This window comes from Pseudomonas sp. C2.3V (genome assembly GCF_058536325.1).
The window spans coordinates 110,968-129,342 of sequence record NZ_JBZUBN010000003.1 but is presented as its reverse complement, the minus strand read 5'-3'; the positions used below and the strand labels follow the sequence as shown (position 1 = coordinate 129,342).

The 18,375-nt window shown below is 53.7% G+C and carries 27 protein-coding genes and 3 pseudogenes; 19 read left to right on the top strand and 11 right to left on the bottom strand.

Going from position 1 to position 18,375, the window contains the following annotated elements:
* Positions 1 to 280 precede the first annotated feature (280 nt).
* On the bottom strand, positions 281 to 670 hold the full coding sequence (locus AC4LF3_RS23725) for a TetR/AcrR family transcriptional regulator (RefSeq protein WP_010799555.1): 390 nt from the start codon (positions 668 to 670) through the stop codon (positions 281 to 283).
* Positions 670 to 2,097: a hypothetical protein gene (locus AC4LF3_RS23720; RefSeq protein WP_125912969.1), complete on the bottom strand. Its 1,428-nt coding sequence runs from the start codon at positions 2,095 to 2,097 to the stop codon at positions 670 to 672. Before AC4LF3_RS23720 ends, AC4LF3_RS23725 begins: the two co-directional genes overlap by 1 nt.
* 105 nt (positions 2,098 to 2,202) lie before the next feature.
* Here AC4LF3_RS23720 and AC4LF3_RS23715 point away from each other — a divergent pair, with 105 nt between their 5' ends.
* The 8 genes from AC4LF3_RS23715 (at position 2,203) to AC4LF3_RS23680 (ending at position 5,170) form a co-directional block, all read left to right on the top strand.
* Positions 2,203 to 2,580 carry a hypothetical protein gene (locus AC4LF3_RS23715; RefSeq protein WP_019364527.1) on the top strand — a complete coding sequence of 126 codons (378 nt, stop codon included), beginning with the start codon at positions 2,203 to 2,205 and terminating at the stop codon, positions 2,578 to 2,580.
* A gap of 4 nt (positions 2,581 to 2,584) precedes the next feature.
* On the top strand, positions 2,585 to 2,848 hold the full coding sequence (locus tag AC4LF3_RS23710; protein WP_019364528.1) for a hypothetical protein: 264 nt from the start codon (positions 2,585 to 2,587) through the stop codon (positions 2,846 to 2,848).
* A gap of 47 nt (positions 2,849 to 2,895) precedes the next feature.
* Complete coding sequence (locus AC4LF3_RS23705) at positions 2,896 to 3,051, top strand: hypothetical protein (RefSeq protein ID WP_019364529.1); 156 nt, start codon at positions 2,896 to 2,898, stop codon at positions 3,049 to 3,051.
* Entirely contained in the window at positions 3,051 to 3,515 is a 465-nt protein-coding gene (locus AC4LF3_RS23700; protein WP_019364530.1) for a DUF4326 domain-containing protein, read from the top strand. The genes AC4LF3_RS23705 and AC4LF3_RS23700 overlap by 1 nt, the downstream gene beginning before the upstream one ends.
* A 69-nt stretch (positions 3,516 to 3,584) precedes the next feature.
* Positions 3,585 to 4,004, top strand: coding sequence for a hypothetical protein (locus tag AC4LF3_RS23695; RefSeq protein WP_019364531.1), 420 nt, complete (start codon positions 3,585 to 3,587; stop codon positions 4,002 to 4,004).
* Positions 4,005 to 4,051: 47 nt separating this feature from the next.
* Complete coding sequence (locus AC4LF3_RS23690; RefSeq protein WP_019364532.1) at positions 4,052 to 4,234, top strand: hypothetical protein; 183 nt, start codon at positions 4,052 to 4,054, stop codon at positions 4,232 to 4,234.
* Positions 4,235 to 4,397: 163 nt separating this feature from the next.
* A complete protein-coding gene (locus AC4LF3_RS23685; RefSeq protein WP_019364533.1) occupies positions 4,398 to 4,700 on the top strand; it encodes a hypothetical protein in 303 nt (100 codons plus the stop codon).
* Positions 4,701 to 4,765: 65 nt separating this feature from the next.
* Entirely contained in the window at positions 4,766 to 5,170 is a 405-nt protein-coding gene (locus AC4LF3_RS23680; RefSeq protein WP_019364534.1) for a hypothetical protein, read from the top strand.
* Positions 5,171 to 5,585: 415 nt separating this feature from the next.
* Here the strand turns inward: AC4LF3_RS23680 and AC4LF3_RS23675 are convergent, their stop codons facing one another.
* Both AC4LF3_RS23675 and AC4LF3_RS23670 read right to left on the bottom strand, forming a co-directional pair.
* Positions 5,586 to 6,641: an RNA-guided endonuclease InsQ/TnpB family protein gene (locus AC4LF3_RS23675; protein ID WP_125912968.1), complete on the bottom strand. Its 1,056-nt coding sequence runs from the start codon at positions 6,639 to 6,641 to the stop codon at positions 5,586 to 5,588.
* Complete coding sequence (locus AC4LF3_RS23670; protein ID WP_019367224.1) at positions 6,641 to 7,252, bottom strand: hypothetical protein; 612 nt, start codon at positions 7,250 to 7,252, stop codon at positions 6,641 to 6,643. The genes AC4LF3_RS23675 and AC4LF3_RS23670 overlap by 1 nt, the downstream gene beginning before the upstream one ends.
* Before the next feature lie 156 nt (positions 7,253 to 7,408).
* Here AC4LF3_RS23670 and AC4LF3_RS23665 point away from each other — a divergent pair, with 156 nt between their 5' ends.
* Entirely contained in the window at positions 7,409 to 7,702 is a 294-nt protein-coding gene (locus AC4LF3_RS23665) for a hypothetical protein (RefSeq protein ID WP_237719513.1), read from the top strand.
* A 106-nt stretch (positions 7,703 to 7,808) separates the two neighbouring features.
* Complete coding sequence (locus tag AC4LF3_RS23660; protein WP_026004153.1) at positions 7,809 to 8,060, top strand: DUF1654 domain-containing protein; 252 nt, start codon at positions 7,809 to 7,811, stop codon at positions 8,058 to 8,060.
* 37 nt (positions 8,061 to 8,097) lie between these two features.
* On the opposite strand, the gene AC4LF3_RS23655 is transcribed toward AC4LF3_RS23660, so the two are convergent.
* Entirely contained in the window at positions 8,098 to 8,718 is a 621-nt protein-coding gene (locus AC4LF3_RS23655) for a DUF4113 domain-containing protein (protein WP_019367227.1), read from the bottom strand.
* Positions 8,719 to 8,778: 60 nt separating this feature from the next.
* Positions 8,779 to 9,249, bottom strand: a pseudogene (locus tag AC4LF3_RS23650) (Y-family DNA polymerase); the annotation flags it as partial.
* 286 nt (positions 9,250 to 9,535) lie between these two features.
* Here AC4LF3_RS23650 and AC4LF3_RS23645 point away from each other — a divergent pair.
* The 7 genes and pseudogenes from AC4LF3_RS23645 to AC4LF3_RS23615 all read left to right on the top strand — a co-directional run bounded on the left by AC4LF3_RS23645 (position 9,536) and on the right by AC4LF3_RS23615 (position 14,431).
* Positions 9,536 to 9,962: pseudogene (locus AC4LF3_RS23645) on the top strand (arsenate reductase ArsC).
* Positions 9,959 to 10,315 (top strand): metalloregulator ArsR/SmtB family transcription factor, encoded by a 357-nt coding sequence (locus tag AC4LF3_RS23640; RefSeq protein ID WP_019367229.1) that lies wholly within the window; start codon positions 9,959 to 9,961, stop codon positions 10,313 to 10,315. Before AC4LF3_RS23645 ends, AC4LF3_RS23640 begins: the two are co-directional and overlap by 4 nt.
* A gap of 25 nt (positions 10,316 to 10,340) precedes the next feature.
* A complete protein-coding gene (locus tag AC4LF3_RS23635) occupies positions 10,341 to 11,624 on the top strand; it encodes an arsenic transporter (RefSeq protein WP_491836864.1) in 1,284 nt (427 codons plus the stop codon).
* Between the two features lie 16 nt (positions 11,625 to 11,640).
* Positions 11,641 to 12,111: an arsenate reductase ArsC gene (locus tag AC4LF3_RS23630; RefSeq protein ID WP_019367231.1), complete on the top strand. Its 471-nt coding sequence runs from the start codon at positions 11,641 to 11,643 to the stop codon at positions 12,109 to 12,111.
* Positions 12,112 to 12,158: 47 nt separating this feature from the next.
* Entirely contained in the window at positions 12,159 to 12,872 is a 714-nt protein-coding gene (gene arsH, locus AC4LF3_RS23625) for an arsenical resistance protein ArsH (RefSeq protein ID WP_019367232.1), read from the top strand.
* A 26-nt stretch (positions 12,873 to 12,898) separates the two neighbouring features.
* The gene (arsC, locus tag AC4LF3_RS23620) at positions 12,899 to 13,321 is read left to right on the top strand and encodes an arsenate reductase (glutaredoxin) (protein WP_019367233.1); all 423 of its coding nucleotides are present in this window, start codon (positions 12,899 to 12,901) and stop codon (positions 13,319 to 13,321) included.
* Positions 13,322 to 13,360: 39 nt separating this feature from the next.
* Complete coding sequence (locus tag AC4LF3_RS23615; protein WP_019367234.1) at positions 13,361 to 14,431, top strand: ArsO family NAD(P)H-dependent flavin-containing monooxygenase; 1,071 nt, start codon at positions 13,361 to 13,363, stop codon at positions 14,429 to 14,431.
* Positions 14,432 to 14,501: 70 nt separating this feature from the next.
* On the opposite strand, the gene AC4LF3_RS23610 is transcribed toward AC4LF3_RS23615, so the two are convergent.
* From AC4LF3_RS23610 to AC4LF3_RS23600, 3 genes and pseudogenes are all read right to left on the bottom strand, one after another.
* A complete protein-coding gene (locus AC4LF3_RS23610; RefSeq protein WP_019367235.1) occupies positions 14,502 to 15,053 on the bottom strand; it encodes an arsinothricin resistance N-acetyltransferase ArsN1 family B in 552 nt (183 codons plus the stop codon).
* Positions 15,054 to 15,174: 121 nt separating this feature from the next.
* A pseudogene (locus AC4LF3_RS23605) lies at positions 15,175 to 15,288 on the bottom strand (Y-family DNA polymerase); the annotation flags it as partial.
* Complete coding sequence (locus tag AC4LF3_RS23600; protein ID WP_019367236.1) at positions 15,281 to 15,724, bottom strand: LexA family protein; 444 nt, start codon at positions 15,722 to 15,724, stop codon at positions 15,281 to 15,283. The gene AC4LF3_RS23600 and the pseudogene AC4LF3_RS23605, both read right to left, overlap by 8 nt.
* 489 nt (positions 15,725 to 16,213) lie before the next feature.
* Between AC4LF3_RS23600 and AC4LF3_RS23595 the strand changes: the two genes are divergently transcribed.
* Positions 16,214 to 16,450 carry a hypothetical protein gene (locus AC4LF3_RS23595; protein ID WP_010799301.1) on the top strand — a complete coding sequence of 79 codons (237 nt, stop codon included), beginning with the start codon at positions 16,214 to 16,216 and terminating at the stop codon, positions 16,448 to 16,450.
* 1,051 nt (positions 16,451 to 17,501) lie between these two features.
* Entirely contained in the window at positions 17,502 to 17,777 is a 276-nt protein-coding gene (locus AC4LF3_RS23590) for a hypothetical protein (protein WP_239382979.1), read from the top strand.
* Between the two features lie 86 nt (positions 17,778 to 17,863).
* Here the strand turns inward: AC4LF3_RS23590 and AC4LF3_RS23585 are convergent, their stop codons facing one another.
* Complete coding sequence (locus AC4LF3_RS23585) at positions 17,864 to 18,130, bottom strand: hypothetical protein (RefSeq protein WP_019367239.1); 267 nt, start codon at positions 18,128 to 18,130, stop codon at positions 17,864 to 17,866.
* A 13-nt stretch (positions 18,131 to 18,143) separates the two neighbouring features.
* A complete protein-coding gene (locus AC4LF3_RS23580) occupies positions 18,144 to 18,344 on the bottom strand; it encodes a hypothetical protein (RefSeq protein WP_019367240.1) in 201 nt (66 codons plus the stop codon).
* Positions 18,345 to 18,375 lie beyond the last annotated feature (31 nt).

Sequence of the window (18,375 nt, the reverse complement as noted above, 5' to 3'; positions counted from 1 at the left end):
GCAACTTGCCAGGGGATGGCTCAGTTTTTCTTCGAATTTTCTAGGGGGCATAATAGGTTGCGCAAACTCGATAAAGACCTAGGGCAATGATCCGTTAGATACAAGATCATTTGGCTTGCCCTTTAGTCTGATGGAGATGTATGCGCCCTAACCAAAATCTTAGAGCAAGCACGACAAGGCTCTGCTACAACCATCTAAGCAGCACGCTGCCTAGGCTTAATGGGCGTCAGTAGCTTAGTCAGGCGATCACTCTAGAGTGTTTTACCTGGTTTAGGTTGTATCAGGGCTTGCTCAACCTTTCTACAAGTCTGTTTCTGTCTTCAAGTAACTGATCATACATAGAGTACACTTGCTGGAGATGGGCTAGTAGTTGGTTAAGGTTTTTTTCTTCCTGTCTTTTTTCTTGCACCTCTAACTTTTTTAACAAGACCTTATTTTTAGCTAACAAATTGTCAATTAGCTGTTGATCAGTCGTCGTTTTTTGCCGGTCTTTCTGAACACGCTTGAACTCTTTGATCCTTTCTTTGAGGTCCGGGTAACGGTTATAAATGAGTGAGTGCGAGACACCACATATAGCCGCAACCGCACTAATACTGATGCTACCACCTGAATTTACAAGCTGATCTATAGCCTGAAGAAGCTGATCTCTAGTATTTGAGCTTTCATCCATCACGTCGCCCTTTTTGTAGTCATGTCATCAGGAAGGAGGCGGCAAATGATCTTGTTAGCCGCAAACAGGTTGTCCTCCAGTGACTGCTTGAACACTTGAAACTGCTGCTGTGTGTGATCAGGCATTGCCGAAATACGGGCAAGCTTACTCTCACAATTGCTTTTTATAGCCTTCCAGTAGGGAAGATGCTTTGGGGTTGTAAAATATGTGTCGCAGTAAAGGCAGTGGGAGGGATCAGCTATATTCTTGATCTTGCATGACGGTCCCTTGATACAGTACCCGTGAGGTAGGCCTCGAATGGAGTCGCTGTGTCGAGTCATGAATTTGATTATGTCTTTTATTTCATGAAAGTGCGGCTGTATATCTGTGCCAAATATCATTTCCTCCTCTGTACTATTAAGAGCCTGCAGCATACGGGTCAATCGCTCACCGCCACCACCGGCGACAATACCTGTTTCAGCTGCTTGCACAATATCGTCTAGTGAGCGCTTATTTAGGAGATTTCCAAAATGCTCAATCACAGCTCTGAGCTCATTAAATGACTGGAAGCCTCTTTCAGCGTAGACAAGGCTCATGGCGCGGTGCAGATGTTTGAATTGGTATTTGATATCGTCCAGATCACCTAGACGATTAGCTATGATGAACCAGGCAAAGGTATGTCGGAACTGATGAGCCGTAAACTTGAACACATCCCCGACCCTGTAAGGTACTCCTCGGTTGCCACTATTGGCAGCTACAGAGCGGTAGTTACACGCCATCGTTTCAAGCTGCTGTAAATCCTGCTCTGTCACTAAGATACGGTAAAGGCCAAGGCGTAAGGACTTCACGCAATCACCGCCTTTTGTGCACACTACGAAATTAGATGTACACACCGTTAGGCGCAGGCCAAATAACCACTGGTTTTTCAAACCAGATGTCAGTTTATTGCGTGTCGTCTCAGTTAACCTGTGCGATTGATACTCCAGAATTAGTCTGGCACGTTCATAGTAAAGGGCGTTGACTTTTGATAGTAACGTTACAGCACGATAGATGAGCTCATTAGCTATCCAATCCAGCTGGATAGCATTATCCGCCGTTTTGGTCATTACGCTGTTCAGGTAATAAAATTGCTCTCCGTCTTCGATACGGCTATGGGCCGAACCTGTCTTCAACGCACCTACCTCAGCATCACGCATACCAGTAAAAGCTAGGATTAGAGTATATGTGTGTCGTTTCAGGTCTCTAAAGTAACTATAAAGCGTTTCTTTTAGTTGCTTTACCAAGTCATGCTCGGCTGAAGAAATAATGTGCTTAAGCGTCTTACAATTTCCCTTGATAATTGCGTGATGCGTCTGACGAAAAGCTTTCGAAAAGTCCTCAAACCGGTTTTCTGCATTTTCTAAATAGGCATCACAGGATTTGGATGTTAGGTTCGATTGAGTCTGCAAAATTGAGAGCAATCCATACCTATCCAAGAATCGTGTGAGTGCTGTGGTGACAACCTGAAAGCAGGGCAAACGGGCGAGTGCGACTTTTGCCGTGATGAGGGGCTTTTGATCGATCTGTGCGGTGGCCTTGATACCCAGGCTTACCAGCTGATCGAGGAGAAACGACGCACTGGAGATGATGCCTGCTTTAATCCAGTAACGACCGCCAAGCAGGTGCGGTTTGATATCAGCAAGGCGACTCCCAAGCTGCTTGAGAGGTCTGCTGCCATGTCCGATATGGACGAAGCATTGATCGCCATCCAGTCGGCATGTGGGATAGAAACCGGCGATCTGGCAGGCCTGTTTTTCAGTGGAGAGCAGTGGTCCGAAACCACGGGTACTGACTGGGTGGATCGAGGTGAGGCTGAACGGTTACAGTTACTGCACGACTACCTTGCGTTTGAGCAGAAGTTTCGCGCGGCCTTCTCAGCTACGTCGGAGTAGAACCATGCAAACGCTTAAGACAGTCAATCAGGAAACTACTTGGCTACATTTTTCTGGCGTCAGTACTACCTACCATTTGGATTGGCATCGCAACGGCTTGCGAGTAGTTGTTCTGGAGCTGGAAGGTCTGCCAACAGTGGCTCAATTAATTGAGGGAGAAAGTCTTGCCCAAAACTTCACTGTACTGTGTACGCTCAAGGAATACTCTAGCTCAGGTAGTGGGTGCGCTTTTAACCAGCAAGATCACAAAGGTGAACCCAATGGATAGCTCATGGGTTCAACGGTGCCTTTGAGGCAGCAGCAGAGCACTACTGCATGGTGTACAACCTGAACGACCGGGAGCAAGAAATCGTTCTTGCAAAAAAGCCCAGTCGGGACCTGTTTGTACATACGCTACGGCTGGGACTACTCAAGCGCGGCCATATCATCACTGCTGCCGAGGTTGCTAGAAAGCTGGAGTGTTCATCCTGATGGGGCATATCTGCGGAAAGCTCGGCCCACATTGCGCTGAATGCGGAGATGTCGGGACAAACCTGTGCGATTACGTGGTTGGCGCGCGTAGCAAGACCTGTGATCGGCCACTATGCGACTATTGTGCTCAAGAAGTCGGCGATAACCTCCACTACTGCGCTGAGCATCATGCGCTGGTGACCATGAATGACTTGCCTGCGCGCATTCAGTTACGTCGCATCAAGGGCTGGCGCTTGCCAGAAGGCGCTGTACGTGTTGCCAGACCGGGCAAGTGGGGAAACCCCTTTAGTGTTGCCGAGCATGGTCGTGAGCAGGCCATAGCGCTGTTTTCAGCGTATCTGGATCAGCAGCTGGCGGCGGGTGCCCTTGATATAACGGAGCTGCGTGGCAAGGCTCTGGCCTGTTGGTGTCGCCTGGACGAACCCTGCCATGCAGATGTTCTGATCAAACGCGCCAATATCTGACACTCAAGCCCTTGCATCCCGCAATTCCCATGAGAGAGTGAAAGTGTCTTCCACTTTCAGGACTTTCCCATGAATACGAAGCAGCTCGTGATTATCTACATCGCGTCCCTAAGCGTGACCTGGTGCCTGGGCCACATGCTGGGTATCTACGCCTCCATCAATCCGATGATTGTTCTTCTGATGGTAAGCCTGTTGCTGGCGCTGGGTTGGCTCGTCACGCAGCTGATCAGCGAAAAGGAGGAGCCAATAACGCAAAGGGCTCCAGCTCAGCCCGCAACGAGTCAGCGCAAGAACACTTTCCGCGCCAGTAGCTATACCTCTCGCAATTACGCATCTCAATCAGGTAGCTCCTCAAACAGCAGCGGAGCCGATCTCACGACCCTCGCTACGCTGGCGATACTGAGCAATACCGACACGGGGCCTACCTGTACCGGGGGCGTCAGTGATTCAGGTAGTTCCTGTGGTGACAGTGGCAGTGGTGGCGACTGATCAGAGCGAGTCCTGCCAATCCTTCCATATGCCACGAGGACATAAAAGTGAGTGAATATTTTGAATGGGAAGAAGCTGTCGTTGAGCAGGTCGCAACTGCACTGGATGTAGGCCATTCGAATGCTTCGGCCATCGTAGAGGCTCAGCTGTTCAGGTTGCAGCAGGCATGGAGCATGGGCATGGATGCAGAGCAGGCGGCGAGAATCGTCGTGGAGTCTAGCGCTGCGTAGGGATTAAGGAATCGAGCTGGACTCGTGTAGGCCCGCTCGATCACAGCTATGTGATTTGACGGTGCACCTTGGTGCACCTAAGATCCATTTCGAAGATCTGCATAACCTGTACTGCCCTGAAGAAGCCGGCATCCCATGCACGGCATGCACAGAGGACAAAACAATGAAAGCAGCAACTGTTCGTCTTAATGTTCTATCTGATTCTATCGGCTCTGAGTGGAGTGATATCGATGCCGCAGGCGAGGCCTATGCTTCCCTCCTCGAATCCAGATTGCAGCAGTCGGCAGGCGAGGCGGGATTCGCTACCGACGACATCTCTGTAACCTACCATCACAGCCTGGCTGGCTATTCCAGTGATTCTGTATGGGCTGATCAGCTTGAAGCTGAAGAGCAGCTCCGGGAAATCGTGCGCAATACCCGAGAATCTGCCTGGATAGAGTTCTGCGAATCCAACAGCACATTGTAATCACCTTCATGTAATCACCTTCACCGGCCACAGTGCCGAGAATTCTTTCGCAAGAAGGCAGCACCATGTCCAAGAAAGCTGGAATTCACATAGGTCCCCAGCTGGACGCCGTTATTGGCGTTACAGGCGACAAGGCGGGCATCACGACGAGCAGGCGCGTCAACGTGATTGGCGACCGCTATGCAGAAATCCTGCGCCGTGAACGTATCGAGAAGCTATTTAGCGATGCTGAGTGGAATGCTCTAAGGGATTTGCTGGGGGGTGTTTGCAGCGAACCGGCTGCGCTGATCCGTGGCAGCCTGTCCATGGGGTGGGAAGACGCGATTGAGGATGGCCTGGCGGATAAATGGGACGTTGATCCTGTAGGGATGAGTCGCAAGCTTGCCGAGCTTAACTATCTGCAGGAAGTGTGTGTAATCGAGGCGGTTGAGCGCTGGTGGCGGAATCAGGACAATGCCGGCACCGCTTGATCTAACGGGTAGCCGCTTTGGTCGTCTTCGTGTACTGGCTGCGAATGGACGAGTGAAATTCGGACGTGAGCAGACTGCGTGGCTCGTGGTGTGCAATTGCGGCCGGCAGGAGACGCTGGCCCAAAGCCTACTCACCCAGCGCGGCTGGCGCGAGTGCTCATGGTGTCAGCGTCCGGAATGCGTGATCTGTGGCAACAAGGTCCCCTCGGACAGGCCGCGCAGCAATACGTGTTCTGACGCCTGTGCTTCTAAGCAGCGTCGCAGGACCAATCTGGAGCACTATCACCGACGGGCTGCTGATCCCGAATTTAACCGCAGACGCTATCAGCGATTGGCTGATCGGATGGCGCGGGATACCGAGCTGGTCGAGCGGGTTCGCCAGATGCAACGGGAGTCCATTGACATCCTCCCCGCCCTAAAGGACGGGGATTCCCACAGATGGACGCTCATGCCCGAGCGCGAGAATGTTCCTGGCCGCGTTGATATCGCGGTCGTGAGCGACACCGCACTCACAGCAGGCCCATTCTCTTATACGCAGCCCATTGACGCCTTTTGGCCCCGTTAAGGAGCCGCAAGCCGAACAGGCGCGGGTGGTGTACGCCTCGTTTACTTCCTTAAAAACAATGCCTGCGTGATCGCATTTATATTCCAGCATTGTTTTCAGCGTGGACCAGCCAGCGTCATAGACGGACTTAGCCATTTTTGTTTTAACGAGTTTTGAAGAGCTTATATTGCCCACGATGATCGTGCCGTAGCCGTTCACAAGCTGACGGCTAAACTTGTGTAGGGCATCCTTGCGCCGGTTGGCGATCCTGGCATGAATAGCACGTGTTCTGGCCTTGTTTCGGCTGCGCTGAGCGATGGCAAGCTTTGGCTCCAGATCACGATAGAACCTGCCATTTTCCAGCGTTCTGCCGTCACTGCATGTCGCCAGGTCTTTCAGGCCGAGGTCAATACCCACCGCGCCCTGGCCCATTGATACCGATTCCTCAACATCAACCACAACATTGAAGTACCAGCGCCCGCGCGCGTCTTCACTAAAGCTGCCTGAGCGGAATTTATGCCCTGCCAGGCCGTAGCTATCCCATACTTTGAAATAGTGGCCGTTATGATAGACCTGCCCATTTTTCCAGCTTGCAGCGCCGGTATTTACAGGAATCCAGCCAAGCGAGCGCCGGACGCCAGCCGACTTGCGCCAGTTGAGACGGACCTTTTTAAACTGCTTTCGGCGAGTAACATATTCCTTACTGACGCACTGTACGGTCTGGCTATGTAGCCCTAGTTCTTTAGCGCATCCGTTCGTGTACTTCTGCAAGTCATACGCCGACAAGAACCCTCCGCGCTCACGAATGTAGCGCTGACTAAGTTCGTTTAGGTAGTTCCAGACAAAATTAACGCTACGCGCCATCTGCCGAAGCAAAGGAGCGTGCTTGTCTCGAACTCGAACTTTGAGAGTCTTGGTATGTAACATTACGCCATCAATAGATATGGATACGGCGATTGTAGGGCCGCTTCGCTGCCCGCGCTATCCATCCCCGCACTAAAAGTACGGGGCCTTTCGCGCCTTTCGGTAAGGGTCTTATTGATCTCAGTACGGATTAACCAGCCCGCATCAACATGAATAAACGCAGGGATGGCCAGCCACATACGGATGCTCTGCGCGATAGCATAGAGTTCGTGCGTGTCGATTTCGCCAATGCAGGTGATCAGCCCTGGGTAGACCTGAGTGGGATCATCCTGGCCGGGTATGCAGTCAGCCCATACCAGCTCACCGCGGCTATTGATCCAGAAAAACAGCCCATCCTCTACATTGGCCACGGTTCCTGAGGGCAACGTCAGGAGTGCTTCTTTCAGTCGCAACGCCTCTCGTTCCATCTGTTCACGGGATGCCGCCGTCACAGCCATAACCTCAGCCACTGTCAGCTCGATCCCGGTAGCCTGTTTAACCCTTGCTTCGAGTGCTTCGAAGCTCTCGCTGAACGGGGCAATAAGGGTAGCTGAGCCTATCTGGATACGGCAGTGGCTGATATCACCTCTTGGATTCAGGACCTTTTGGATGATTACGGCGGGGCGTGTGCACATGATGTTCTCCTTGGCTATATACCCAAGGTCTCACGAGTTCTCGATGATGCAAGTTCGCCCACGCAGCATTCGGAGCGCTGGGTTCAGACAAGCTGCACGGCCTTTGCCGCAGAGGCAGGTATCATTGTGCTGTTTGATCAGGAGTCTCTTGTACCTATGGAAATCACGTCCAGCGCCAGCCCCACACTGTCCTTGAACCTTGCCAATCACCCGGCCGAGTATCGAGCCGCGCTTGAAGCCCAAAAGGCCGAGATGTTTGCGTTCTGGCAGCAGAATCGCGAGCGCAGCTATGCCGAGGCGGGGAGGATTTTCAGCGAGAAGGAAAAACGCAAGGCGGGCTTTCGGGCCTGGGCAGATGCCCAGATCGAAGCATTGGAGCCGCAGCAGTATCGCAACATGGTTCGCACCGAGCTGAACCGGCTGGTGAGCGGAAAGCCAAGTACAGAGTGAATATTGGTTGCTTGGCTCCTGGCGCTCAGGAGCTGCCCTGTGAAATAGCTTGATCTAGATGCGAGGCATGTAATACTGTAAATGTATACAGTATTGGGTTGTACACATGGCAAAGAAAACTGCGTCGGCTCCACATGCTCCAAAACCCTATGAGGTCCTGGCGATGCGTCTTCAGCGCGTGATTAACAGTCCAGCGGCTCAACGTTCTAAAACAGCCCTGCTTGAACGACTGGAAAGCGATCCAGATGACGCATGGGAGCAGGTCATGGAAGAGCTTGAGGAAACCGACAACGTAACCCTGGCTTTTCGCGATGATGGCAATGTCCAGATCTTCTGGACAGTTCCGCAGGAAGGCTGACCGTACCTTCTCTCGATCTTTGGTCGAAGCGACTCTCTCAACTACGCACCGTCCAAAGCTGATCCAGCCGGGTGGTGTAGCTCTGGGTCATCAGCTCGCGCCGCATGGCCCAGCCGGGTTGAGCCGTGATACGCGCAGGGCGGAGCATACCTTTGCCGAACTTGCGGTTAATACTGTCCATGGTACTCATGAGCCGATCGGCCCCAGCTGACTGCTCGGGCTGGAATAGATCCATGGAGTACTCGCCACGCTGCTTTAAGTCCATGAGCAGGATCTCGGATTTGGCGTAGCCATAGCCTTCGCGGTAGATGTGTTTCAGGCCGTGCAAGGCGTACTGGACCAGTACACGGGTGTCATCGGTGGGGTAGGGCAGGTTCAGGATGACTCCATTGGAGTAGCGCTCCTCCGGCGGGCCGTGCATACCCGTCTGAATGCCTACACGCATAACCTGGCAGAGCGACTGCTGCGCTCTGAGCTTTTCTGCCGCCCGAGCCGTGTAGCTGGCCACTGACTCAGCCAGCGCGGAAAAGGTGTACTGGCGCTGACCAAACATCCTGGACGTGCAGATCATCTGCTTGGGTGGTGCCACCTCTTCCAGATCGATGCATGAGATGCCGCGCAGCTCGCGTACTGTTTTTTCCAACACGACGCTAAACATCTTGCGGATCGACCAGGCGTCGTACTGGGCGAGGTCCCATGCCTTCTCGATGCCCAGCAGCTTGAGCTTTTCCTCAAGTCGTCGCCCAACGCCCCAGACGTCACCGACATCGATGTGCTGCAGCGCCCGGTTGCGCCGCTCCGGGTCGCGTAGATCCAGTACACCGCCAGTGGACTTGTACCAGCGCTTGGCTGCATGGTTTGCCAGCTTGGCCAGCGTCTTGGTAGTACTGATCCCAACGCCTATAGGGATGCCGGTACATTTGTATACCCGCGCCTTGATTTCCCTGCCAAGCTTTTCAGGGCATTCCTGTATTCCTGATAGATCTAGGAATATTTCATCTATAGAATATATCTAACAGGCAGGGCTAATAGATTCTATACATGACATGACCCGAGCACTAAGGTCGGCATAAAGCGCATAATTGGAGCTAAATACTTGAACTCCAAGGCGTTTTAGCTCGTCCCTGATCTGGAAATAGGGCGCTCCCATCTTGATCCCTAATTTCTTGGCCAAGGCGCAACGAGCAATAACGCAGCCATCGTTGTATCTGAATGGTGCTAACGATTAGAATAACATAACCTATTGATTTATAAGAATTATATTTCGCTAACAGATTTGCGCTTTGATGGGTCGTTGGGTGTAATTCAGATGTAACGTGCGTCGTATCCCTATGCTCGGTTCGTATGTGTACCCCTTTGCCGGCCCGGCCGGTTACCCGCCGCCGTCCTAAGCGTTGAAGCAACGAACACATATACGCTTTACCGCATATCCGTATTCGCGTATGTTTAAGACTCTATATTCGCACAGGTGAATTATGAGCCTTCCTATCAGAGTGCTTTTCGTATGCGTTGCCAACTCTGCTCGTTCCCAGCTCGCAGAGGCATTGCTTAGGCATACCGATCCTCGCTTTGAGGCCTTCAGTGGCGGGTCCGAGCCTTCGATTGTCGACTCGCGCACCATCGAAGCCTTGGAGGACGCAGGTATAGATGCGTCGGGCCTGCGCAGTAAATCCATCGACGAGTTTCGTGACGACCGATTCGATTATGTAATCACCTTATGCGACAAGGCTGCGAGCGAATGCTATGCAATTCCAAGTACCGGAGAAATCATTGCATGGGATTTTTCCAGATCCTGTGACAAGCGAAAATCCCGCTGCATTTCGCCATACGCTCGAGGACATTCACGAACGCATAAAGCTCTTTGTGTTGGTTAAGACCAGGCAGCTGGAAGGGCCAACATGATGCTTCCTATGACCCCAACCGCGTTATTCAAATGTCTAGCAGATGAAACCCGGACCAAAATCGTGATGCTTATCGTGAGCGAAGGCGAGCTATGTGTTTGTGAACTCACCGCAGCCCTTGACCTGAACCAGCCGAAGATTTCCCGTCATCTGGCCCTGCTGCGTTCGTCCGGGTTGCTGATGGATCGCCGCCAAGGCCAGTGGGTGTACTACCGCTTACATCCCGAGTTGCCCGCATGGGTCACTGCCGTGCTCAAAGACGTAGTGGACGCCAATCAGCAGTGGCTGGAAACAGAGACAAAGCGCCTGTGCGGCATGAACGACCGTCCCGTCAATCAGGCCGTGTGCGATTGAATCACCTCCCAACCGAGTTACCGAAATGCTGACTGCCGTACTGATTTTCATAGCCACTATCGTGCTCGTTATCTGGCAACCCAGAGGGCTGGGGGTAGGCTGGAGCGCTACTTTTGGCGCCGTGCTGGCCCTGCTGACCGGTGTAGTCAGCGTTGCTGATATCCCTCAGGTGTGGCACATCGTCTGGAATGCCACCGCGACTTTCATCGCGGTCATCATCATTAGCCTGCTGCTAGATGAGGCCGGCTTTTTCGAATGGGCCGCATTGCATGTCTCACGATGGGGAGGAGGCAGCACGCGCAAGCTGTTCGCCTTCATCATTCTCCTAGGCGCGGCGGTATCTGCTCTTTTTGCCAACGATGGCGCCGCGTTGATCCTCACCCCGATTGTGATCGCGATGCTCTTGGCGTTGCGCTTTTCCCCCGCCGCCACCCTGGCCTTTGTCATGGCGGCCGGTTTTATCGCAGACACGGCGAGCTTGCCCTTGGTGGTGTCGAACCTAGTCAACATTGTCTCGGCGGACTACTTCAATATCGGCTTCAGTGAATACGCGTCTGTCATGGCCCCGGTGAACCTGGTCAGCGTGGCGGCGACCTTGCTGATGCTGATGTGGTTCTTCCGCAAGGAGCTGCCCAACACCTACGACCTCGCGCAGCTGCATCATCCTGACGAGGCGATCCGCGACCGTCCAACGTTCGTAGCCGGCTGGTGGGTATTGGCGGTGCTCCTGATCGGCTTCTTCGTAATCGAGCCACTGGGCGTTCCAATCAGTGCCATCGCAGCGGTGTGCGCGTTCGTTCTGTATGTGATCGCGGCCCGAGGTCATGCAATCAACACCGGTAAGGTGCTCAAGGGCGCACCCTGGCAAGTGGTGATTTTCTCCCTCGGCATGTACCTGGTGATCTACGGCTTGAAAAACGCGGGCCTGACGGACTACATCGCACAAATCCTCAACGTCTTTGCGGGCTACGGCCTATGGGGAGCGTCACTGGGCACGGGTCTGCTGACCGCCTTCCTGTCTTCGATCATGAACAACATGCCCACGGTGTTGGTTGGCGCCTTGTCTATCCATGCCGCCGACGTTGATGGCGTGGTCCAGCAGGCCATGGTGTACGCCAACATCATCGGTTGCGACCTGGGGCCGAAGATCACGCCGATTGGCAGCCTGGCCACGCTTTTGTGGCTGCATGTGCTGGCCAAGCGGGGCATCACCATCAGCTGGGGTTACTACTTCAAGACCGGGATCGTGCTGACCCTGCCTATCCTCATTGCCACCCTCTGTGCTTTGGCCTTGCGCCTGAGTTTTTGAATCAAGGAACCCACTTATGAAAGTCCTGTTCATGTGCACCCACAACAGCTGCCGCAGCATTCTTTCCGAAGCGGTGTTCAATCACCTGGCCCCGGATGGCTTCGAAGCAGTCAGCTCGGGCAGCTTTCCCAGTGGTCGGGTCAACCCGCGAGCCCTGAAAACGCTAGAGGCCGCGGGTATTCCCACCGAGGGTTTGAGCAGCAAGGCGTCGGACGCTTTTGAAAGCTCGCCTCCGGACATCGTGATTACCGTCTGTGATCGGGCTGCTGGCGAAGCCTGTCCTATCTTTTTCGGCCCAGCCTTGAAAGCACATTGGGGCCTAGCCGATCCCTCGGAAGCCACCGGGTCAGAAGCCGACATTGCGGCGGCGTTCGCTACCACCCTAGCCAAGATCCAGGAGCGCGTGCGCGCCTTCCTGGCGCTGCCCTTCGCAACGATCGGCGATGAGCAGTTGAAAGCCGAACTGGGCCGTATCGGAACGCTTTGAAGATCAACCAAGGCGGTGCCCGCGAGGCACAACCTTAGGAGAGTGCTATGCAAGAAGCCTTACCCAATGTGCAGACAGACCTGCTCAACCTTCCTACGCTGGAGCAGCTGACACCCGCCGCCCCGTCACGGCACAAGCCTAGGATTCTGCTCCTGTACGGCTCGACGCGGGAACGCTCATTCAGCCGCCTGGTGACTCAGGAGGCGGCACGCCTACTGGAAGAGTTTGGCGCTGAAACCCGCATCTTTAATCCGTCCGGCCTGCCGCTGCCGGACGATGCCCCCGAATCCCACCCAAAGGTGCAGGAGCTGCGCGAATTGATGCAGTGGTCGGAAGGGCAGGTGTGGTGCTCGCCTGAACGGCATGGCGCGATGAGCGCAGTATTCAAGGCACAGATTGACTGGGTGCCACTGGCCATCGGCGCGGTACGACCTACCCAAGGTAAAACCTTGGCCGTAATGCAGGTGTGCGGGGGCTCGCAGTCCTTCAACGTGGTGAACCAGCTGCGCGTGTTGGGCCGCTGGATGCGTATGTTCACCATTCCAAACCAGTCTTCGGTGGCCAAAGCCTTCACGGAGTTCGATGAGGCTGGCCGGATGAAGCCCTCATCGTATTACGACCGCCTGGTGGACGTGATGGAGGAGCTGATGAAGTTCACGTTGCTGCTGCGTGATCGCCAGGACTACCTGGTTGATCGCTACTCCGAACGCAAGGAGTCTGCTGAAGAGCTCTCCAAGCGCGTCAACCAGCGCTCCATCTAACGCATCCCTACCGCGAGCCTTCTCGAATGAGCCAAATCACGATCTACCATAATCCGCAATGCGGCACCTCTCGCAATACCCTGGCGTTGATCCGCAACAGCGGCGAAGAGCCCACCATTATCGAATACCTAAAGACCCCGCCGGATCGCGCAACCTTGGTCGGCCTGATCGAGGCAATGGGTACCGGCGCGCGTCCCCTGCTGCGTATCAAGGGCACTCCTTACGAAGAATTGGGGCTGGGCGATCCGGCCTTGACCGAGGACCAGCTCATCGAAGCCATGCTGGAGCATCCCATCCTGATCAATCGTCCTATCGTAGTGACGCCCTTGGGTACCCGCCTGTGCCGGCCTTCCGAAGCGGTGCTGGACCTGCTGCCGCAGGACCAACGTGGCGGCTTCGTCAAGGAAGACGGGCAGGTCGTCGTTGATGAACAAGGCCGCCGCGTCTGAATCGAAGCTAGTGACGCCAGGTAGGCGGGAGGATCAACGGTGGATCGAGCGGAGCGCGTAGACCGCGTAGACGTTGTAGTCATTGGCGGTGGCCAATCGGGACTCACCGTGGCTTATTTTTTGAAGCGCACCGGCTTGTCCTATGTGGTGCTCGATGCCGAGCCGGGCCCCGGAGGGGCATGGCGTCATGCCTGGGATTCGCTGCGGCTGTTTTCGCCTTCGGCCTGGAGCTCCATTGCCGGCTGGCCGATGCCCGCTGTGCCCGAGGAGACGCCGGGGCGGGACGATGTGATTGACTACCTGAGCCGCTACGAGCGCCGGTATGACTTCCCCATCTACCACTCCACGCGGGTAACCCGAGTCGAAAGGACCGAGGATGGGTTGCAGGTCTTTTCCGCAAACCGCCACTGGGAGGCCAAAGCGGTCATCAGTGCAACCGGCACCTGGAGCCATCCCTTCATTCCTACCTATCCAGGGCAAGCGGCGTTCGAAGGCCAGCAGCTGCATTCGGCGCATTATGTCGGGCCAGGGATATTCGAGAGGCAGCGTGTACTGGTCGTTGGCGGTGGCAACTCGGGAGCCCAGATTTACGCGGAGGTTTCAAAGGTGGCCAAGGCGACGTGGGTGACGCAGGAGCTGCCGACCTTTCTGCCCGATGAGGTCGATGGGCGTGCACTGTTCGAGCGAGCCACCGCACGATTGCAAGCCCAACAAGCGGGTAAGGACGTTCAAAAGCCTGCTGGCGGGCTAGGCGACATCGTGATGCTGCCGTCGGTAAAGGAAGCCCGCGAACGCGGTGTATTGAGTGCGGTACGGCCCTTCACCCGCTTCACGTCAACTGGGGTGGTATGGCCAACCGGCGACGAGACGACAGTGGACGTGGTGATCTGGTGCACAGGCTTCTCCCCGGCACTCGATCACTTGACCAGCTTAGGGATTGTCGGAAAGGACGGCAAGGTCGCGCTGACCGAGAACCGGAGCGCTGATCTACCTAATCTTTGGCTGGTGGGCTATGGCGATTGGACGGGGCTCGCTTCCGCCACGCTGATCGGAGTCACTCGAACCGCCCGCGAGGTGGTTAAGCAAGTGCAAAGCTATCTCGCTGAGTAGCCTGGTGCTCCCGTTATGGGATTCCCGGCCTCCAGTCCGTCCGCGCCAAAAGTGCGTATGCCGGTTCGGGCTATTTCAAATCATCCTCAAGGTCGGGGAAAAGCACAGGGTCCAACGGTGGAGTTAACGGGCATAGCCCGAGCCGCCAATAGCCAACGTCGTGCCATTTACCGAGTTTAAAGCCCACCTCGGGGTAGGTCCCAATGTGCACGAAACCTAGCGCCTCATGCAGTCTTACGCTGCCCACGTTAGGCTGCGCTATACCTGCGTAGGCAGCTCTAAACCGCTGCTTCTCAAGCGTCGGAAGCAGCTTTTCATAGAGCAGTCGGCCGATGCCCTGACGGCGCGCCGATGCAGCGATGTACACCGTCACGTCCACGGCCCACCGGTAGGCTGGGCGTGCCCGGTGTTGACTTGCATAAGCATATCCTTTGATTACTCCTGCCTCCTCGGCCACCAGGTAGGGGTATGTCTCAAGCGTTGTCGCTATCCGCTGCGCGATTTCTTCAACGGTCGGAGGCACTTCTTCAAAGGAGATCGCCGTTTCAAGTACCACGGGTGCGTAAATCTGCTGAATGGCTACGGCGTCTGTTTTTACCGCCGTGCGAATGCTCAAGGCCATAGAAGTCACGCCTGATTCAAAAACTCAACAGTACCTTTTCGAATCACCTCAGCCTATGAGGAAAACAAATTTTAACTTCCTTTTGAAACGTACACATTGACTAACAGACGCGATCCCTCAGATCGTTGTTGCTTAAGACGACAATCGGAGTGTGTTCTAAATCAGGCCTGAATACTCTTTCACACGATGCGTAGAAGCTATTACAATCTTCCAGACAATAGATTTTATCAAACATGACCGCGATGCGTCCGCAGACTGCACCGCACAACGCCCCACACCTCAAGGTCGTCGCCTTCAAGGATCAGCCGGGGCTGGTAGAGAGGGTTATCGGAAAGAAGCGCCAGCGTTTCGCCAACTCTGCCAAGTCGCTTGACCACGGGATCGCCATTGATGGCAGCAATGATCACGTCACCCTGTACCGCATCTGCTGATCGATCAACGACCAGCAGGTCACCGTCGTGGATACCACTCCCAATCATGCTGTCGCCATGGGCACGCACCAGGTAGGTATGGGGTGCCTGGATCTCAAGCAGATGGTCCAGCGATATGCGTTCCTCGATGTGGTCCTGGGCGGGACTGGGAAAGCCTGCCGGAACGCGATACCCATAAAGCGGGAGGGTTAAATCCGTGGCCGAAAGCGGGCCTAAAAGGGTGATGTGGTTGGGTTGCATGACGACATCCGAGCGGCATGGTTGTGTGTATTTTTATACAGCATGGCCATGCATACAGTTCCCGTCAATGTTTCAACCTATGCAAAGGAGCACAGCGAACATGCCTCGTTAAGCGAGAAAGCTAATTTTTAGGCGATGGACGCTGGAGTATCCAAACAAATGCCATCTAAATGGCATCATCTATTGAAAGGGAATAATCTTCCAGCTTGAGGGCAAAATCAGGTGGTTGAGTGTAGTCGTTAGGTGTAGCGAATAGGCGGTGTAGTCGTTTAAGTCCCTTTGCCTATTTATCGCTACACCCAGACGATAGCTGCTCGCTGTTACCGCTGGGGTACACCCTAATGAATACAGCTAGGTGGCTGTCATTCTGGGCAGGTTTGCATAACCAGTGGTGATAGTTAAGCTACCAATGCCGTTTCTTTGATGAAAATGGTTTTGCAGGTAGATTGGCCTTCTTCAATGCTGATATCTCAGCTCACTGAGGGAACAATGGACGAACCTATTGCTTTCAATCCTGACGCCTCTTATGAGGTCAGATATAACGGTGTGAGGTTTGCTGAAATTCATAAGGGGCTGTTTTACGAAGGTAAAGATCGAGACCTAAACACGGGTGAGATTCTGGATGGCAAGCTCTTCATTAACGGGACGCCTGTGGGCATCGTGTCAGGACTAACCATTACTCGAGTTAATGACAGTACTGATTTTGAACTACACCCCATTCTCTGAATCTGGCCTTAGTCCTGTTTATTAGAATCCTTCAGGGTATTCCGGATCTCTGCCTTTACGGCTGCCAAATCCTGAGCCGTCTCGTGTTGCCTAATCTCCCTTTCGCAGTCGGCAATGATCAGGTCCAGGAGAGCGCTATTTGCAATATGGCTGGGCTTAAGGTTTCGGGTTAGCAGCGTCTCACCTGATCGCGTCTTTATACATAGCAACGTTTCATCGTCGCTTACAGGGTGGGCCTGGATTTCATAGGTATTGTTGAACACCTGAACCAGGCGCTCTATACGACGTCGCAAAGGCATAATCTTTCGAGTTATCAATCATCTGGCAATTCGCCAGTTAGCATAGACCATAGAATTTAATACTGCCTGTCTAGTCTTGATTAATCCTCAGCCTTTGGTCCGCCTGGACAAGGATCTGCTGAATCAAATGATCTATACGGCCTGAGTCACTCAGATCGTCGAAGGAAAGAGAGCAGGAGTAAATCAACATGCTTTCTACTGCGTGATATATCGAAAGGCAGATGCTGCTTTCCGTTAAAAACTCATATCTACAGCGCAGCGGATACAGTTCACGAGCAACACGTTGCATCGCAGTATTGAAATGGTCACTCAAGTTAATCTTTTCCAGATAGGGCAATAGCTACGTAGCCCAGGAAGAGCGGGCCGCGTAGCTAATTTACCATTCTGGAAATAGGTTACTGATACAAGACGATGACTGGTCAACTATTGTTGGAATAGCCTTTCTATCAAAGTACCGATAAACGGTCGCAACCCTCTAGAGACTATATAGGTCAGTTCTACGGGAGCAATGGATATTGCTTACTCTTGTGTAAGCTGCCGCAGGTACAAGCGCGACCCCAAGCCTGCGGCAGCTCTTTTTCCCAAATCCGGTTTCTAGAGATACCACAATGACGATAAAAAGCTGCTGCCCTAAGTGCGGCACCTTCGAACTCGTATGCATGCCTACCCTTAGCATGCTTCATTGTCCCGATTGCAACATCTCTTTCAGATGGCTGTGATTTATCTAGTAAAAACCTGCTGAAGGCTATCTGATGAACCCTCCTCATAAGCAGAACAGCGCCGAATTCCGTGAACACCAGATTGATCAGATTTTTGCGCAGGCCCACAGTTACCTGGGGGAGGGAGGCTACCTCGCACAGCTTGTAGAGAGTCATCGGGCAGGAATTATCAATACCGACCCTACCGCGTTATTAAGGCTTCAGGCCATTCTTCAAGGTATCTGGCATGCAGGCGGGCTTGAGCAAGGCCAGTTTCAAGATCTGATAACCATGATCTTTACCGGTCAGGCTGAAGGTTGGCTTAGCTAGACGATACTCATCCTGATCATCTAATCATTCTCGTATCTTTCCGAATGTCTGACATGTAGTCGCTGGGGTATGCCCTAATGACTACATTAATCTTCGAGTAGCGCCTGATTCAAAAGAGCTGTTTCTGGACATACGCAGATCATCCCTTGCTGTGGCCGCTTCGATACGAGATGAATGACCGCTGCCGGATATCTCAATCCGAACAGGCATGACCTGGCGCTGATATCGCCGGTAATGAAGGCACTCAGCACATTCCAGCGATGCTGGACCTTGAAACGCAGCGTTCTTGCCTTCCAGACGGTTTCCCGATCCGGTGAGCCAAAGCTCAAGTGCAGTTCAGTCTGTTCGCTCACGTTTCTCTCCTTGCTATGTAGCTAGGATAGTTTGGTTTGAATCGACAATATCCCACGAATACTGCCAGCCCTTGCGCTGCATAAACCAGCCTACACCGACATCACTGCGGCCCTTGAGCCATGCCAGTGTTGTGTCTGCCTCGATGCACGTCCAGCCCTCCGGCCCTTGCTCCCAGATTGCGCTGGCCACAAAGTTCGAACCTTCGACTTTCAAAACCTTCCTTTGCAACACCTCTAATCCCGCT

What these genes read in the sequence shown, in the direction of transcription:
- AC4LF3_RS23590 (WP_239382979.1), top strand. Translation starts at nt 17,502, where the DNA reads ATGAACCCTCCTCATAAGCAGAACAGCGCCGAATTCCGTGAACACCAG.
- AC4LF3_RS23610 (WP_019367235.1), bottom strand. Translation starts at nt 15,053, where the DNA reads ATGGCCTTGAGCATTCGCACGGCGGTAAAAACAGACGCCGTAGCCATT.
- AC4LF3_RS23640 (WP_019367229.1), top strand. Translation starts at nt 9,959, where the DNA reads ATGATGCTTCCTATGACCCCAACCGCGTTATTCAAATGTCTAGCAGAT.
- AC4LF3_RS23725 (WP_010799555.1), bottom strand. Translation starts at nt 670, where the DNA reads ATGGATGAAAGCTCAAATACTAGAGATCAGCTTCTTCAGGCTATAGAT.
- AC4LF3_RS23675 (WP_125912968.1), bottom strand. Translation starts at nt 6,641, where the DNA reads ATGTTACATACCAAGACTCTCAAAGTTCGAGTTCGAGACAAGCACGCT.
- arsC (WP_019367233.1), top strand. Translation starts at nt 12,899, where the DNA reads ATGAGCCAAATCACGATCTACCATAATCCGCAATGCGGCACCTCTCGC.
- AC4LF3_RS23595 (WP_010799301.1), top strand. Translation starts at nt 16,214, where the DNA reads ATGGACGAACCTATTGCTTTCAATCCTGACGCCTCTTATGAGGTCAGA.
- AC4LF3_RS23705 (WP_019364529.1), top strand. Translation starts at nt 2,896, where the DNA reads ATGGTGTACAACCTGAACGACCGGGAGCAAGAAATCGTTCTTGCAAAA.
- AC4LF3_RS23635 (WP_491836864.1), top strand. Translation starts at nt 10,341, where the DNA reads ATGCTGACTGCCGTACTGATTTTCATAGCCACTATCGTGCTCGTTATC.
- AC4LF3_RS23655 (WP_019367227.1), bottom strand. Translation starts at nt 8,718, where the DNA reads ATGTTTAGCGTCGTGTTGGAAAAAACAGTACGCGAGCTGCGCGGCATC.
- arsH (WP_019367232.1), top strand. Translation starts at nt 12,159, where the DNA reads ATGCAAGAAGCCTTACCCAATGTGCAGACAGACCTGCTCAACCTTCCT.
- AC4LF3_RS23680 (WP_019364534.1), top strand. Translation starts at nt 4,766, where the DNA reads ATGTCCAAGAAAGCTGGAATTCACATAGGTCCCCAGCTGGACGCCGTT.
- AC4LF3_RS23660 (WP_026004153.1), top strand. Translation starts at nt 7,809, where the DNA reads ATGGCAAAGAAAACTGCGTCGGCTCCACATGCTCCAAAACCCTATGAG.
- AC4LF3_RS23700 (WP_019364530.1), top strand. Translation starts at nt 3,051, where the DNA reads ATGGGGCATATCTGCGGAAAGCTCGGCCCACATTGCGCTGAATGCGGA.
- AC4LF3_RS23665 (WP_237719513.1), top strand. Translation starts at nt 7,409, where the DNA reads ATGGAAATCACGTCCAGCGCCAGCCCCACACTGTCCTTGAACCTTGCC.
- AC4LF3_RS23685 (WP_019364533.1), top strand. Translation starts at nt 4,398, where the DNA reads ATGAAAGCAGCAACTGTTCGTCTTAATGTTCTATCTGATTCTATCGGC.
- AC4LF3_RS23600 (WP_019367236.1), bottom strand. Translation starts at nt 15,724, where the DNA reads ATGCAACCCAACCACATCACCCTTTTAGGCCCGCTTTCGGCCACGGAT.
- AC4LF3_RS23670 (WP_019367224.1), bottom strand. Translation starts at nt 7,252, where the DNA reads ATGTGCACACGCCCCGCCGTAATCATCCAAAAGGTCCTGAATCCAAGA.
- AC4LF3_RS23695 (WP_019364531.1), top strand. Translation starts at nt 3,585, where the DNA reads ATGAATACGAAGCAGCTCGTGATTATCTACATCGCGTCCCTAAGCGTG.
- AC4LF3_RS23630 (WP_019367231.1), top strand. Translation starts at nt 11,641, where the DNA reads ATGAAAGTCCTGTTCATGTGCACCCACAACAGCTGCCGCAGCATTCTT.
- AC4LF3_RS23710 (WP_019364528.1), top strand. Translation starts at nt 2,585, where the DNA reads ATGCAAACGCTTAAGACAGTCAATCAGGAAACTACTTGGCTACATTTT.